The 15,099-nt window shown below is 72.8% G+C and carries 11 protein-coding genes; 2 read left to right on the top strand and 9 right to left on the bottom strand.

Annotated elements, in window-relative coordinates:
- Position 1 precedes the first annotated feature (1 nt).
- The gene (locus tag N0B34_RS09825; protein WP_263731191.1) at positions 2-4,507 is read right to left on the bottom strand and encodes a sensor histidine kinase; all 4,506 of its coding nucleotides are present in this window, start codon (positions 4,505-4,507) and stop codon (positions 2-4) included.
- A 173-nt stretch (positions 4,508-4,680) separates the two neighbouring features.
- On the opposite strand from N0B34_RS09825, the gene N0B34_RS09820 reads away from it, so the two are divergent.
- On the top strand, positions 4,681-5,655 hold the full coding sequence (locus N0B34_RS09820; RefSeq protein ID WP_263731190.1) for an NAD(P)H-quinone oxidoreductase: 975 nt from the start codon (positions 4,681-4,683) through the stop codon (positions 5,653-5,655).
- Positions 5,656-5,716: 61 nt separating this feature from the next.
- A complete protein-coding gene (locus N0B34_RS09815) occupies positions 5,717-6,241 on the top strand; it encodes a bacterial proteasome activator family protein (protein WP_412175728.1) in 525 nt (174 codons plus the stop codon).
- A gap of 45 nt (positions 6,242-6,286) precedes the next feature.
- Here N0B34_RS09815 and N0B34_RS09810 read toward each other — a convergent pair whose 3' ends face one another.
- The 8 genes from N0B34_RS09810 to serS all read right to left on the bottom strand — a co-directional run bounded on the left by N0B34_RS09810 (position 6,287) and on the right by serS (position 15,074).
- Positions 6,287-7,078, bottom strand: coding sequence for a hypothetical protein (locus tag N0B34_RS09810; RefSeq protein WP_263731189.1), 792 nt, complete (start codon positions 7,076-7,078; stop codon positions 6,287-6,289).
- A 156-nt stretch (positions 7,079-7,234) separates the two neighbouring features.
- Entirely contained in the window at positions 7,235-8,122 is an 888-nt protein-coding gene (locus N0B34_RS09805; protein ID WP_263731188.1) for an EamA family transporter, read from the bottom strand.
- Between the two features lie 48 nt (positions 8,123-8,170).
- Entirely contained in the window at positions 8,171-9,136 is a 966-nt protein-coding gene (locus N0B34_RS09800; RefSeq protein WP_263731187.1) for a carbohydrate ABC transporter permease, read from the bottom strand.
- Positions 9,133-10,155 (bottom strand): carbohydrate ABC transporter permease, encoded by a 1,023-nt coding sequence (locus tag N0B34_RS09795; protein ID WP_263731186.1) that lies wholly within the window; start codon positions 10,153-10,155, stop codon positions 9,133-9,135. Before N0B34_RS09795 ends, N0B34_RS09800 begins: the two co-directional genes overlap by 4 nt.
- 130 nt (positions 10,156-10,285) lie before the next feature.
- Positions 10,286-11,656, bottom strand: coding sequence for an ABC transporter substrate-binding protein (locus N0B34_RS09790; RefSeq protein WP_263731185.1), 1,371 nt, complete (start codon positions 11,654-11,656; stop codon positions 10,286-10,288).
- 127 nt (positions 11,657-11,783) lie between these two features.
- Entirely contained in the window at positions 11,784-12,800 is a 1,017-nt protein-coding gene (locus N0B34_RS09785) for a LacI family DNA-binding transcriptional regulator (protein WP_263731184.1), read from the bottom strand.
- A gap of 178 nt (positions 12,801-12,978) precedes the next feature.
- Complete coding sequence (locus N0B34_RS09780; RefSeq protein WP_263731183.1) at positions 12,979-13,788, bottom strand: HAD family hydrolase; 810 nt, start codon at positions 13,786-13,788, stop codon at positions 12,979-12,981.
- On the bottom strand, positions 13,785-15,074 hold the full coding sequence (gene serS, locus N0B34_RS09775; RefSeq protein WP_263731182.1) for a serine--tRNA ligase: 1,290 nt from the start codon (positions 15,072-15,074) through the stop codon (positions 13,785-13,787). The genes N0B34_RS09780 and serS overlap by 4 nt, the downstream gene beginning before the upstream one ends.
- Between the last annotated feature and the right edge of the window lie 25 nt (positions 15,075-15,099).

The raw sequence follows: 15,099 nt of genomic DNA, 5'->3' as shown, positions 1-15,099 counted from the left end.
TTCATCGGGCACCGTCCTGGCCGGCGTCACGGCGACCGCGGGCGGTGCCGGACTGGAAGCTGGACAGTCGTGACCGCAGCTGGGCCGGGTCGCGCTCGGCTCCTGCGGCGGCGGTGTCGATCTCGGGCGCCTCGGGGATCGCCGTCGGCACGCGCTTGGTGAGGCGCTCGGCGGCGCCGGACACCACCTGCGGCCGGTAGGCCGACAGCTGGCTCAGCTCGGACAGAGCCTGCTCCTGGATGTCCGACCGCATCGCGAGCATCGCCGCGACGTCGTCGTCCAGGGCGCCGATCCGGGCGACCGGAGCGGGGTTCGGCTGCGGCACCGTGCTCGCCGAGTCGGCGCGCGGCGCCCAGCCGGACGGCGCCCAGCTGTTCGACGCCGGCTCCGGTGCTCCCGACCAGGCCGCCTGGCGCGTGTCGAGCACCGCCGGCATCAGCGGCGCCGGTGCGGGGGGTGCGGCCGGTGCCGGGTGCGGGGCCGGCGGAGCGGCCTGCGGCAGCGGGGCCGGTGCGGCGGGCGCCGGGGAGAACGTCGGCACGGGTGCCGCGAAGGCCGGGGCCTCGAAGCCGGGAGCGGTCGCGAACGCCGTCGCCTGCGGTGCGGGCGGGTTGACGGAGGGCTTGGCAGCCGCGCCGTCCGGCCCCCATACGGTGCTGCGGACCGGGGCCGACGGGGCGGCCGCGACGGGTGCAGCCGGGACCACCGGCGTCTGGCCCGTCTCCGGCGCGGGGCGCCGACGACCGAAGAGACCGCGCTTGCGAGGTGCACGCTCCCGAGAGCGCGCCGGGGCGACCGCTGCCGGGGCGGCGTTGGTGGGGGCCCAGGCGGCCTGCTGCTGCCAGGCGATCGGGGCCGGCTCGACGGGCTCGGCCGGCTCAGGCTCCGGCTGACCTCCGAACGGGGTGGGGGCCGCGAACGGTGCCGGGGCGGGCGCGATGGCCTCCGCGGCCTCGATCGGCGAGAACAGCTGGGTCGGCGCGGACTCCTCCGGCTCACCCTGGACGGGCGGCCAGCCGCCGAACACCGGGTCTGCGACGTCCGGCACCGCTGCGCCGACGGGCTCCGGCAGCGCACGGGCGACCGGCAACGGCTCCGGCTCCGCGTCCGGTGCGAGGCCGACCACCGGCAGCGGCGCCTCGGCGTCCGGCACCGATGCCGCCGGCGCCTGCTCGCTCCAGGGCGACGACCACGTCGGCGGCTGCCAGGCCGGGGACTGCCAGGCCGGCTGGGGCCACTCGCCTGCGGCCTCGTCGGACTGCTCGGTCGGGACCGGCGGCGCCCAGGCCGCGGGCGGCTCCGGCGCGGCCGGCACCGGGGTGCCGGGGAAGCCGATCGGCTCGGGCACCACCGGGATGGTCCCGGTGGTCCACGCCCGCGCCTCGTCCATCGACCGACCGAACGGCAGGTACGCCGCCGGCTCGTCGAGCGGGGTCGTCTCGGTGGTCGGTGCCGTGGTCGGTGCCGACCAGCCGGCGAAACCGCTGTACGAGGTGAAGGCCGCCGGCTCCGGCTCGAACGTCGGCACCTCGTCGGCGGGCGGTGCCCAGCCCGCGAGGTCGACCGCCGGCGCCGCCCAGCTCGGCATCGCCGGCTCGGTGACGGGTTCGGCGAGCGCCTGCGGCGCCGCCTCGGTCACGTCGTGCTCGGACAGCGAGGCGGGGACCCACGCCGGCAGCTCGGCGGGAACGGCGGGCTCGTCGGCTGCGACGTCCGGCTCGCCCGGCGTCTCGGCCGGGGCGTCCGCGAAGGCCGGGCCGTCCGCGAAGGCGGGCGCGTCAGCGAAGGCGGGCGGGTCGGCGAAGGCGGGGGCGTCGGCGAAGGCGGGGGCGTCCTCGAAGGAGGGAGCGTCGGCGAAGGCAGGGCCGTCCGCGTACGCGGCGTAGTCGGCGGGCAGCAGGTCGTCGTCCGGAGCGAGCCCGGGCACCACCATCGGCGCCGGCTCGGGCGTCTCCGGCGCGAGCGGCTCGGGCTGGAAGCTCGTCTGGGCGGGCCGTGCCTGGAAGAAGGCCGCCGCTGCCGGTGCCGCACCGTCACCGGCCCGCCGCAGGCCGGTCGGCGCCTGGTCGACGGGACGGGTGGCGCCGAGGTCCCCGCGTCCGCGGAAGCCGGAGAACAGCCCCGTACGGACGCCGGCGTCGGGGGCCGGTGCCAGCGGCGCGGCTGCCGCGCCGGCCGCACCCTCCGAGGACCACGCCGAGGTCGCGGCACGGGTACGGCTCGGCAGGCCGGAACCCGCCTGCGAGTCCACCACGGCAGGTGCCCAGTCGGGTGCCTCCGCGGACAGCGACGGGGAGAGGGTCGGGGTGGGCGCCTCGGGCAGGACGATGGCGTTCTCGTCGAACGTCTTGCGCGAGCGCTGCGGCAGCCCACCGGGTCGCTGGTCCGCGGCGGCGGGCGCCAGCGGCGCGGCCGGCGGCAGCGGTGCCGAGGCGGCCGAAGGCTGGGCGGCAGGGGTCCGGGTGGGCAGCGAGGCCGGCGGCGCGGCGGGATCGACCCCCGCGCGACGACGAGGCAGGCCGAGCGGCGTCGCGCCGTCCGTGAGCGCTGCGAGGTCCACCGGCTGCGCCTCGGGCGCCTCCTCCAGCTCGGGCACGGGCACCGACGGGACCGCCGGGCCGTAGCTGCCCAGCGCGGAGACCTCGGTCGACTGGAACAGCGTCGACGGGAAGCGCACCACCGTCTCGGTACCGGTCGTGCCACGGCTGCTCTTGCGGAGCTCCACCTCGGCGCCGAGGCGCTGCGCCAGCCGGCCGACGACGAAGAGGCCCAGGCGCTGGGCGCCCAGCGCGTCACCCGCGCCGACCGACCGGATCTTCTCGTTGGCGGCGTCCAGCTCGACGTCGCTCATGCCGAGGCCCTGGTCGATGATGCGGACCTCGACCTGGTCGCCCCGGACACCCGTGGCCACCACGATCGGCGTCTCGGGCTCGGAGAACACGGTGGCGTTCTCCAGCAGCTCCGCGAGCAGGTGCGCGGCCGGCAGGGCGTTGAACCCGAGCATGGCCGGGTCGGCGGTGAGCTCCAGCTCGACGCGGTCGTACTGCTCGATCTCGGACGAGGCGGTGCGGATGACGTCCGACAGCGGCAGCGAGTCGCGCAGGCGTCGGCCGGAGTCGATGCCGGCGAGCACCAGCAGCGACTCCGCGTTGCGGCGCATGCGGGTGGCGAGGTGGTCGAGGCGGAACAGGTTGGCCAGGGTGCTCGGGTCCTCCTCGGACCGCTCGAGCGAGTCGATGAACGACAGCTGGCGGTTGAGGAGCACCTGGTCGCGGCGGGCCACGTTGACGAACATCTCGGCGATGGACCCGCGCAGCGCCGCCTGCTCCTGGGCGACCTGGACGGTGGTGGCGTTCACCGCGTTGAACGCGGCGGCCAGGCGGCCGACCTCGTCGGACGACGTCACGGGGATCTGCGGCAGCTCCAGCGAGGGGCTCTCACCGGGGACCTGCACCTGCTCGACCAGGCGCGGCAGCTCGTCACGCACGTCCGCGGCGGCCGCGGTCAGGCGACGCAGCGGGACGACGATGGTGCGGGAGACGACCACCGCGAAGAAGAAGGACAGCACGGCGGCGCCGATGGCGATGCCGACCGTGATGATGGCGCGCTGGGTCTGCGCGTCGATCGCCCGGGTCGCCACGGTGTGGCCGTTGCTCAGGACCTCGGTGCTGACCGCGCTGAGGCGTCCGGTCTGGTCGGTGACCGCCTTGGCGAACGCTGCCGGGTCGACCAGGGCGAACGCGGCGTTGGTGCCGATGCTGATCGTCGACCGCATCGTCATGAAGTCGGCGTTCGGGTCGGCGTAGCCGATCTCGATGCTCTTGACGCCCAGGCTGGCCACCTGGTCACGGGCCAACGCCCGCTGGTTCTCGGTCTGCGTACCCAGGTTGGCGAACTGGACGGACGAGAGCGAGGAGACGGCCTGCTTGTTCATCAGGGTCAGGCCGGCGACGGCCTCCTGCACCAGGTCGTCCGCCGTCGACGCCACCGCGGCCTGCGCCGAGAGGTACTTGGCGACGTCACGGTTGCTGATCGTCTGCGCCACCAGCTGGACCAGGGCGATCTGGCGGCTGGCGAGGCTGGCGTAGGCGCCCTGGATGATCTCGGGTCGCGCCTGGGTGTCGACGTTCTGCCGCATGGCGGACAGGTCGTTGTCGAAGGACCGCTGCAGCTCGGTGAACTTGCCGACGATGTCCGGCGGGAACTCGGCGAGGTCCAGCTTGGCGGCGACCGGCTTGACGTCGGCGAGCGCCTTGTCGGTCGCCGCGCGGGCCGCCTTGATCTGGTCCGCGCTGCCGTTGGTCGTGGAGACCACGCGCTCCTTCTGGAACGCCTCGTTCAGCGGCTGGTAGGCCTGCACCAGGTCGACGACTCCGCGGGTCGCGCGGTCCAGCCGCAGCTGCGTCAGAGCCGTCGCGGAGATGAACACGCCGGCGGCGAGGATGACGAGCATGGGCACGGCAAGAACCGCCAGAACCTTGGCGCGGATGCCAAGCCGTCGCAGCATGTCGTTCCCTTCCGACCCGGTGCCACGCACGCCTCAGCGCGTCGCGGTGACGTGGACCTCGTTCGGGTGCTATCGGTCGCGGTGGTGCGGACCATGAGGTCGCGGGGCGAGTTTGCCACGGACGTCACCCGCTCGGGGACACCCATTCGTCCGTTCCGGCGTACTTTCACCGGGTGCGAGCGGTCGTGGTGCGAGCCCCCGGTGGGCCGGAGCAGCTGCAGGTGGACCAGGTGGCGGACCCCGTGCCGGGTGCCGGTGAGCTGCTGGTCGAGGTGGGCGCGGCCGGGGTGAACCGCGCTGACGTGCTGCAACGGCAGGGTCACTACCCACCTCCGCCGGGGGCGCCGGACTGGCCCGGGATGGAGATCAGCGGCGTGGTGTCCGCCCTCGGACCGGGCACCGGCGGGTGGTCCGTCGGTGACCGCGTCGCGGCGCTGCTGGCCGGCGGCGGCTACGCCGAGCGTGCCGTCGCGACCGCGGCGCTGTGCCTGCCGGTGCCGGACGGCCTGGCGACCGCGGAGGCGGCGGCGCTGCCGGAGGCGCTGGCCACGGTGTGGTCGACGCTGCAGGCCGCTCGGTTCACGGACGGCGACACGCTGCTGGTGCGCGGCGGCTCGGGCGGTGTCGGGTCCGTCGCCGTGCAGGTCGGGCACGCGCTGGGGCACCGGGTGCTGGCCACCGCCGGGGGTCCCGAGCGGTGCGAACGGGTGCGGGCCCTGGGTGCCGACGTCGTCGTCGACCACCGGCTCCCCGGCGTCGCCGACCGGGTGCTGACCGCGACGGAGGGCCGCGGGGTCGACGTGGTGCTCGACGTGCTCGGCGCCGGCGGCCTGGCCGAGAACCTCGCGGTGCTCGCCGACGGCGGCCGCCTGGCCGTCATCGGCCTGCAGCAGGGCCGCCGTGCCGAGCTCGACCTCGGCCTGCTGCTCGAGCGCCGCGCCACCGTGCTGGGCACCACCTTGCGGTCCCGTCCCCTGGCCCAGAAGGCGGCGATCATGGCGGAGGTCCGGCAGCACCTGTGGCCGCTGGTGGCGGCCGGAGCGGTGCGGCCCGTCGTGCACACGCACGTCCCGTTCGACCAGGCCGCGCACGCGCACCAGCTGATGGAGTCCGGAGCGGCGTTCGGCAAGATCCTGCTGGTGCCGTAGCAGGCGCGGGGCGCCCGGCGGGCGGCACAATGCCCAGGTGAGCCAGGACGACGAGACGACCGTGGCGGACGACGACGTGACGACCTCCGCCGCGCGCCCCGAACCCGACGAGGACCGCGACGAGCAGGTCGGTTCGCTCGTGGAGCAGCCGGCCAAGGTGATGCGGATCGGCACCATGATCAAGCAGCTGCTCGACGAGGTGCGCAGCGCCCCGCTCGACGACGCGGCGCGCAGCCGGCTCGCCGAGATCCACGAGCGGTCGCTGGCCGAGCTCGAGGAGGGCCTGTCCCCCGAGCTGGTCGCCGAGCTGCACCGCATCACGCTGCCGTTCAGCGACGACGCACCGTCGGACGCCGAGCTGCGGATCGCGCAGGCCCAGCTGGTCGGCTGGCTCGAGGGTCTGTTCCACGGGATCCAGACGGCGCTGGTCGCGCAGCAGATGGCGGCGCAGGCACAGCTGACCGGGATGCGCCGCGCACTGCCGCCGGGCGTGCACCCGCAGCAGGCGGGACCGGGCGTCTTCGTGGTCCCGCGCGACCAGGACGACGACGGCGACAGCTCCCGCTCCACCGGCCAGTACCTCTAGCCGGGGTGGTGCCCCGCCGGCCCGACGGCCGACGGGGCCGCGTCCTCACTTGAGCGTGACCACCTGGTTGGCCGGCGGCGCCTGGATGTCCACCGGCTGGCCCCAGCCCGAGAACGTCATCACCTGCTGCTCGCCCTGCACGTCCGACGTCATCTTGCGCACCAGGCCGTCGGCACCGAACCAGTACCGGTAGCTGATCTGGGCCGGCAGCGCCGTCTTCTCGTCGAACTGCTCCGAACGGACGGCGGCGCTGAGCTTCGTGGTGTCGACCACCACGTCGTACGCCTGCGTCGGGACGCCGTCCACCTGCTCGGTGCCGCCCGCCGGCGTCACCGAGACGATCGCGTCCTGGAACGCCGACATCCCCTGGTTCGGGTTCACGGAGTCGAACACCCCGGCCATGCCCGCGAACGGCCCCTTCGGGTCCTTCGGGTCGCCCTTGACGAACTTGCCGCCCGTCAGCTCGCCACCGCTGATGTACCAGGTACCGGCCACCACGCGCAGGTCGATCGACCCGGTGCCCGAGGTGGTCATCTTCATGGCCAGCTCGCTGGTCTTGTCCGGCAGCACGCGCAGGGCGCCGTCCGCCGTGATCGTCTGACCGTTCGTCGCGACCTGGAGGGTGAACGTGCAGCTCGTGGCCTTGGCGGCCGCCGCCTGCATCGCCTGCGCGAACGTCGCGGAGGTCAGGGTGTAGACCGCCGTCGGCGTGGGCGTCGGGGTCGGTGTCGGCGTCACGACCGCCTCCGAGGCGCCAGCGGCGGGAGCGGCGGCCTGCGGCGCCGAGGCGCCGCACCCGGTGAGGACCACCGCGATCGCGGCGACGGACGAACCCACGACAAGACGGCGCTGCAACGACATGTGAGCCCCCCGCTCAGGTGGCGCCGATACGTCGGCGCACATCCCGGTGACGGCCGGGCGGCGCGATCATCGCAGCCTGTGCCCGGGCTGAGTGGCCGTTTCGAGGGCGAATCCCCCGGTCAGCCCAACCCGTCACCCCGACCCGTCGTCCGGGGCGGGTTCGGTGCGGCTGCGGGCCGCGCGCACCACCGGCGGCTCGCGGCGAGCGGTCAGCGCGATCGCACCGCAGACGGCGGCGAGCCCGACGAGGTCCACCGGATGAGGCAGCTGGCGCAGCACCACGGCACCGACCACGGCCGCGCTCGCCGGCAGGAGTGCCAGCAGCACGGCGAACGTCGCGGCGCTCACGCGGCGCAGCACCACCTGCTCGATGCCGTACGGCACCACCGACGAGCACACGGCCACCGCCACCACCGCGGCGGCGAGCCGCACCTCGTGCAGCGCGGGCCCCGCGGCACCGGCGAACCCGGGCGCCAGGACCACCGCACCCGTCGTCATCCCGACCGCCAGGCCCGACAGGCCCGACGCCTGACCGGCCACCCGCCGGCCCAGCAGGATGTACCCGGCCCAGAAGGCAGCCGCCGCACCGATCGCCAGCAGCCCCACGCGGGCCGACCCACCGGTGTGCAGCGACACCCCCGCGAGCAGCACCACACCCACCGCCGCGACCGCGATCGCGGCGCGCTCCCGCCACCCGGACCCGGTCACGGCGGCCACCGCCACGGGTCCGACGAACTCGATCGCCACCGCCGTGCCCAGCGGCAGGTGCGCGATCGCCACGTAGAAGCTGACGTTCATCGCCGCGAGCACCACGCCGAACGCGGCGGTGGTGAGCAGCCGCCGACGGTCCCACGGACCACGCCGCCACGGCCGCGCCCACACCAGCAGCAGCACCGCCGAGACGGCGATCCGCAGCCACGCGACGGTGGCCGGTGGCAGCACGCCGAACAGCCGCACGGCCACCGCGGCACCGAGGTACTGGGTCAGCCCCGACAGCAGGAACAGCAGCGGGGCGGGCACGCGGGTCAGGCTATGCCTGCACCGCGCACCCGCCCCGTCGCGTCCGGATCAGCCCTTGACCGACCCCGCGAGCAGCCCTCGGACGAAGTAGCGCTGGAGGGCGAGGAACACGATCACCGGGACGACGATCGTCAGGAAGCCGGCCGGTGCCAGCAGCTCCAGGTGCGAGCCGTAGCTGCCGGTCAGGCTCTGCATCCGGGCGGTGACCGGTTGCAGCGCAGGGTTCGAGCCGCCGAAGGTCTTGGCCACGAGCAGGTCGTTCCACACCCAGAGGAACTGGAAGATGGAGAACGACGCGATCGCCGGCATGGACAGCGGCAGCACGATCGACCGGAACACCCGCAGGTGCGAGGCGCCGTCCACCCGCGCCGCCTCGATCAGCGACGACGGCAGCTGCGCGATGAAGTTGTGCAGCAGGAACACCGCCAGCGGCAGCGAGAACATCGTGTGCGACAGCCAGATCTGCGCCAACGTTCCGTTCACACCCGGTGACGGCAGCACCGTCACCCCCGCGATCCGCAGCCCGTGCACGTAGTACTGCTGCAGCGGCACCAGCGCCATCTGGAGCGGCACCACCTGCAGGGCGAAGAACGTGAAGAAGATCGCGTCGCTGCCCCGGAACCGCATCCACGCCAGTGCGTACCCGGCCATCGAGGCGACGAAGATCGGGATGATCGTCGCCGGGATGGTGATCGCCAGGGAGTTCACCAGCGGGATGAACAGGCCGCCCTGCCCGGTGAGCACCTGGCGGTACCCGTCGAGGCTGAAGCTGGGGTGGACGAAGAACATCCACCAGCCTGTGGTGGCCGCGTCGGTCTTCGACCGGAACGAGTTGACGAACAGACCGAACGTCGGGATGGTCCACAGCACGCCGATCGCGATCGCGACGATCGAGGCCGCCGGGCTGCTGAACGCCGACCGGACGGCCTTGGTGGCCGCCGGACCGGTGAGGGGCTTCTTGACGTCGGTCGTCGCCGTGCCGGTCGCGCTCATCGGGTCGGTGGTGGCGCTCATCGGATCTCACGCTCCCTGCGCAGCTGTCGGACGTTGTAGAGCACCAGCGGCAGGACGGCGAGGAACAGGATCACGGCCAGCGCGCTGCCGCGAGCGACCTGGCTGGTGACGAACATGTCCGCGTACATCTGGCGGGCGAGCACGTCCGTCTTGAAGTTGCCGTTGTTGATGGTGAAGACGATGTCGAAGACCTTCAGCGTGGTGATCATCACCGTCGTCAGCACCACGACCAGGGTGTTGCGGATCATCGGGATCTGGATGGTGCGGAACAGCCGGAACCCCGAGGCACCGTCCATCCGCGCCGACTCGATCACCTCGTCGGGGATCGCCTTGAGGGCGGCGCCGAGCACCACCATCGCGAACCCCGCCTGGATCCAGATCATGATCACCATCTCGAGGAAGGTGTTCAGCGGCGGGGTGATCAGCCAGTTGGGCGGGTTGTGCCAGCCGAGCTTGATGACCACCTGGCTGAGCAGACCGGTCTGCGGCTGCGACGGCGTCACGTAGTTGTAGACGTACGACCAGATGACGGCCGCACCCACGAACGAGATGGCGGTCGGCAGGAAGACCATCGTCTTGGGGATCGACGCGTACTTCATGCGGTCCACCAGGAGGGCGACCAGCAGGCCGACGCCCACCGCGACCGCCGGCACGATCACCAGCCACAGCACCGTCCGCACGATGGTCTGCTGGGTGTACGGGTCGGTGAACGCGAAGACGTAGTTCTTCAGACCGACCTTCTTGGTCTTCTGCTGGCCGAGGAACTGCTGGTTGGTCAGGCTGTTGTTGATCGTCGTGATCGCCGGGATCACCAGCCCGAGGGCGACCAGGAACAGGGCCGGGCCCAGGCAGATGATCACCGCCAGCGGCTTCTCGAGCCGCCCGGTCGCCCGGCCGGCGACGTAGAAGACGATCGCGAGGATCGCGACGAAGCCGGCGACGGCTTCGACGGCGCCGAGCAGGGTGGTGGCCGCCTGGCCGGCCACGCTCGACGCCAATGAGACGTAGGTAGCGCTCACCACAGACCCCCTTGTCTGTCTCGCTTCGAACAGGGTGCCACGGTCGGGCAGAAAGGGTGCTCCGGCCCGCGGGACTCGCCCGCGGGCCGGAGCACCTCAGATCTCAAGCAGGTGGAACAGGTGGGGTCGGTCAGCTCGGCCAGGCCGCGTCGATCGCCTTGGCGACGTCCGCCGCGGACTTGCCGCTGCCGAACCAGTCGACCATCCCGGTCCACTCGGCACCGGCACCGACGGCCGCCGGCATGGCGTCCGAGGCGTCGAACCGGAACGTGGCGTTCGGGTCGGCGAGGTACTTGGCGGACAGCTGGTCGATCGGGTCGGTGTACAGGCTCTGGTCGACCTTCTCGTTCGCGGAGACCCAGCCCGGTGCGACCTTGATCCGGCTCTCAGCCCACTGCGGGCTGCTCAGGTAGTTCTGCACCGCCTGCACGGCCGGGTCGTCGGAGAACGCGGTCACGAACTCGCCGCCACCCTCGACGGGCGTCTTGATCGACGGGTCGACGGCCGGGAGCTTGAAGGCCATGACGTCGCCGTCAGGTCCGACCTTGGTGCCCTTCGGCCACTGCGCCTCGTAGAAGGACGCCTGCTGCAGCATGCCGCACTCGTTCTTCAGGATCGGCAGGCCCGCGTTCTGGAACGTGGTGGTGGCGATCGTCTTGACGTCACCGACGCCGCCGTTGACCCACTTCGGGTTCTGCAGCCAGTCGCTGACGACCTTCATCGCGTCCTGGATCTGCGGGTCGGAGAACTTGACCTTGTGGCTGATCCAGTCGTCGTAGACCTGGCCGCCGTACTTGCCGAGGACGACCTCCTCGAGCCAGTCGGTGGCAGGCCAGCCGCTCGCGGTGCCGGAGCCGATGCCGCCGCACCACGGCTTCGCGGCGCCGGTCATCTTCGACGCCATCTGGTCGGACAGCGACATCATGTCGGCCCACGTGGTGGGGACGGTGAAGCCGTTGTCCTTGAAGTACTTCGGCGAGTACCAGACCAGGGACTTCATGTTGGCGCTCATCGGGGCCGCGTAGAACTTGCCGTCGACCGAGCCGTAGCCCTTCCAGGCGGCGTTCCAGTTGTCCTCGTTCTTGACGGTCTGGGCCGGCGGGTCCTTCACCGCGCCCGTCGCCACCATCTGCGCGAGCAGACCGGGCTGCGGGATGATCGCGAGGTTCGGGGCGTTGCCGCCGTTGACCTTCACCGGCAGGTCGGACTCGAAGGTGTTGGAGCCCGTGTACTGGATGGTGATGCCGGTGCACTTGGAGAAGTCGGCCCACGAGGAGTTCAGCGAGTCCGACTCGGGGCTGAGGATCGACCCGAACATCGTGACGGTCTTGCCGCTGTGGCCGGCGTAGTCCTGGTACTGCGCGCAGTCGCCGGTCAGGGCGGCCGCCGAGCCGCCGCTCGAGCTCGAGGTTCCGGACGAGCCGCCGCTGGAACACGCGGCGACGGTCGCCAGTGCCGCCACGCCAGCGGCAGCAGCGGCGAATCGTGAGGTTCGCTTCATGTCTGTCCTTCCCGGTCACAACTTCGTTGATGCGACAGGTGGCTGGTGTCTGCAAACGCTTACAGACCGGCTTGATCTTGACATTCGCCGCCCGGGAGCCGTCAAGCACCCCGACGTCACGATTTCGTCACGTAGCGAGATGCGCCACCGGAGCGGCGGTGGAGGTGCGCACCACCAGCTGGGTCGGGAAGATCACCTGCTCGGGCGCCGGGGTGCCGGCGATCATGCCCAGGAGCAGCGTCGCGGCGGCGGTCCCCTGGTCCTCGGCGGACTGCGCCATCGTGGTCAGGCCCACGAGCTCACCGAGGTCGTGGCCGTCGATGCCGATCACCGACAGGTCCTCCGGCACCCGCCGGCCCAGCTCGCGGGCGGCGAGGATCGCCCCCATCGCCATCTCGTCGGACGCCGCGAAGATCGCCGTCACGTCGGGGCGCCGCGCCAGCAGCCGGCACGTGGACTCCCGGCCGCCCTCGACGTCGAAGTAGCCGTTCACCTCCAGCTCCGGGCTCGGCTCGGCGCCCGCGCGCGTCATCGCCTCCTTCCACCCGGAGCGGCGGTCGATCGGCGGCGCCCACGGCGCGTTGTCCTGCGGGGACCCGGTGATGTGCCCGATGGTGCGGTGGCCCAGGCGCAGCAGGTGCTCGGTGGCCTCGGTGGCGGTGCGCAGGTCGTCCACCCGCACGGTGACCTGGCCGGGGGCACCGGTGCCGATGAAGATCAGCGGGTGGCCCAGGCCGACCAGGGCGGCGACCTCGTCGCGGTCCAGCGGCATGCCGACGACGATCACGCCGTCCACCCGTCGGCGGAGCACGTCGGGGTCCACCTGACGTCGGCGCAGGTCGCGGGAGATCTCGAACGTGTACAGCAGCGCGTCGAAGCCCTGGGCGCGCAGCGCCCGCTCGGCACCGTCGATCACGTTGGCGAAGAACCAGTGGTTCACCCACGGCGTCAGCAGGCCGATGGTGCGGGTCCGCCCCGAGGCGAGGCTGGCGGCCGACGGGGAGGCGACGTAACCGAGCTCGCGGGCGACCTCACGCACCCGGTCACGGGTCTGCGAGGACACGTGCGGGAGGCCTCGCAGCGCGCGAGAGACGGTCGCCGTCGAGACACCGGCGGACCGCGCCACGTCCTCGATGCGCGCCACGGGGGCCGATTGTGCACCGCGGACCGGCGGTGGTCCACCGCGACTCGGGTCGGCGCAGCAGCGGGCGAGCCCGACCGGCGGCGCGGGAGCGCTCCCGCGAAACCGCAGGCCAGCGTGCTGGAACGGGTCGGTGGTCCTGCCGCTCGTCGCCTCTGAGCAGGCCGGATGCTGCCGGCGGTCAGTGCAGCAGCGACCGCAGCACCGGCAGCAGGCCGTCGTCGTCGATGGTGCCGGTCACCTCGTCGGCCGCGGCGCGCACCCGCTCGTCGGCGTGGCCCATCGCGATGCCACGGGCCGCCCACTCGAGCATCTCGGTGTCGTTCGAGCCGTCGCCGACGGCCATCGTCGCGAACGGCTGCACCCCGAGCTCGCGGCGCACCTGCTCCAGGGCGCTCGCCTTGGAGACGCCGCCGGGCGTCAGGTCCAGCCAGGCGCTCCAGCCGACGGCGTAGGACACCTCGTGCAGCCCGACGCGCTCGACGAGGGCGTGGAACTCGTCCGGCGTGCTGTCGGGGCTGCGGATCACCACCCGGCTGGCGGGCGCCGCGAGGAGCCGCTCGAACGGCACGACCTCGGTCTCGCCGCTCAGCTCCCCCGGCGGGAAGTCCGCGCTGACCAGGAAGCCGACGCCGAGGTTCTCCACCGCGTACAGCGCGTCCGGCAGCTCGATCGCCAGGGCGCGCAGGGCAGGTGCCGGGTCGAAGGTGACCACCTGGTGCAGCTCGTAGCCGTCGTCCAGGTCCGAGTCGAGGCGGGCGATGACCGCGCCGTTGGAGCACACCAGCCAGCCGTCGGTCAGGTCGAGCGCGGCGGCCGCCTGGGCAGCGCCCTGCAACGAGCGACCGGTGGCGAGCACGACGTGGACCCCGGCCTGGACCAGGGCGGACACGGCGGTGCGGACACCGTCGGACACGACGCCGTCGTACGTCATGACGGTGCCGTCGACGTCCAGGGCGAGCAGGCCGACCCGGCCTGCGGTCCCGGTCATGCCGTCGCCGCCGGGTGCAGCACCTCCACGCCGCCCAGGTACGGGCGCAGGCCCTCCGGCACGCGGACCGACCCGTCCTCGAGCTGGTGGTTCTCCAGGATGGCGACGAGCCAGCGGGTGGTGGCCAGGGTGCCGTTCAGCGTGGCGACGGTGCGGACGGAGCCGTCCGCCGTGCGCTCGCGGATGCCGAGGCGGCGGGCCTGGAACGTGGTGCAGTTCGAGGTGCTGGTCAGCTCGAGGTAGCGCTGCTGGCTGGGCAGCCAGGCCTCGCAGTCGAACTTACGAGCGGCCGACGAGCCGAGGTCGCCGGCGGCGGTGTCGATCACGCGGTACGGCAGCTCGACGAGGCCGAGCATCTCCTTCTCCCAGCCGAGGATCCGCTGGTGCTCGTCGGCCGCGTCCTCGACGGTCGTGTAGCTGAACGCCTCGACCTTGTGGAACTGGTGCACGCGGATGATGCCGCGGGTGTCCTTGCCGTACGAGCCGGCCTCGCGGCGGTAGCACGCGCTCCAGCCGGCGTACCGCTTGGGGCCGGCGGACAGGTCGATGATCTCGCCCGAGTGGTAGCCGGCGAGGGCGACCTCGCTGGTGCCGACCAGGTACAGGTCGTCCGCCTCGAGGCGGTAGATCTCGTCGGCGTGGGCGCCGAGGAAGCCGGTGCCGGCCATGATCTCGGGCTTGACCAGGGTGGGCGTGATCACCGGGGTGAAGCCGGCGGCGAGCGCGCGGTCGACGGCGGCGTTCAGCAGCGCCAGCTCGAGGCGGGCGCCGATGCCGGTCAGGTAGTAGAACCGGGCGCCGGACACCTTGGAGCCGCGCTCGGTGTCGATCGCCTGCAGGCCCTCGCCGAGCTCGAGGTGGTCGCGGACCCGGAAGCCGTCGCCGTACTCGGCGGCGAAGTCGCGCGGCGTGCCCACGTGCTCCAGCACGACGTAGTCGTTCTCGCCGCCGGCGGGGACGCCGTCCGCCACCACGTTGCCGATGCGGCGGGCCAGCAGGTCCGCCTGCTTCTCGGCGTCCTCCGCGTCCGACTGGCGCGCCTTCACCTCGTCGGCCAGCTGCCGTGCCCGGGACAGCAGGTGCTCCTTGTCGGCACCGGCGGCCTTCGCGACGTCCTTGCCGAGGGACTTCTGCTCGGCGCGCAGCGTCTCGAACGCCGTCAGCGCGGAGCGGCGGCGCGCGTCGGCGTCGAGGATCTCGTCCACCAGGTGGGGGTCGTCACCACGCGCGACCTGGCTGGCGCGCACCACATCGGGGTCCTCCCGCAGGAGCCGCAGATCGATCACGGCTGCCAGCCTATCGACCGGCCGG

The organism is Cellulomonas sp. SG140 (assembly GCF_025770785.1).
Classification (GTDB): Bacteria; Actinomycetota; Actinomycetes; order Actinomycetales; family Cellulomonadaceae; genus Cellulomonas.
This window is presented reverse-complemented; position numbering and strand designations above follow the sequence as displayed.

Bases quoted from the DNA above. Each gene is read 5' to 3' on its own strand.
- N0B34_RS09780 (WP_263731183.1), bottom strand. From the start codon at position 13,788: ATGACCGGGACCGCAGGCCGGGTCGGCCTGCTCGCCCTGGACGTCGAC.
- N0B34_RS09825 (WP_263731191.1), bottom strand. From the start codon at position 4,507: ATGCTGCGACGGCTTGGCATCCGCGCCAAGGTTCTGGCGGTTCTTGCC.
- N0B34_RS09800 (WP_263731187.1), bottom strand. From the start codon at position 9,136: ATGAGCGCCACCACCGACCCGATGAGCGCGACCGGCACGGCGACGACC.
- N0B34_RS09790 (WP_263731185.1), bottom strand. From the start codon at position 11,656: ATGAAGCGAACCTCACGATTCGCCGCTGCTGCCGCTGGCGTGGCGGCA.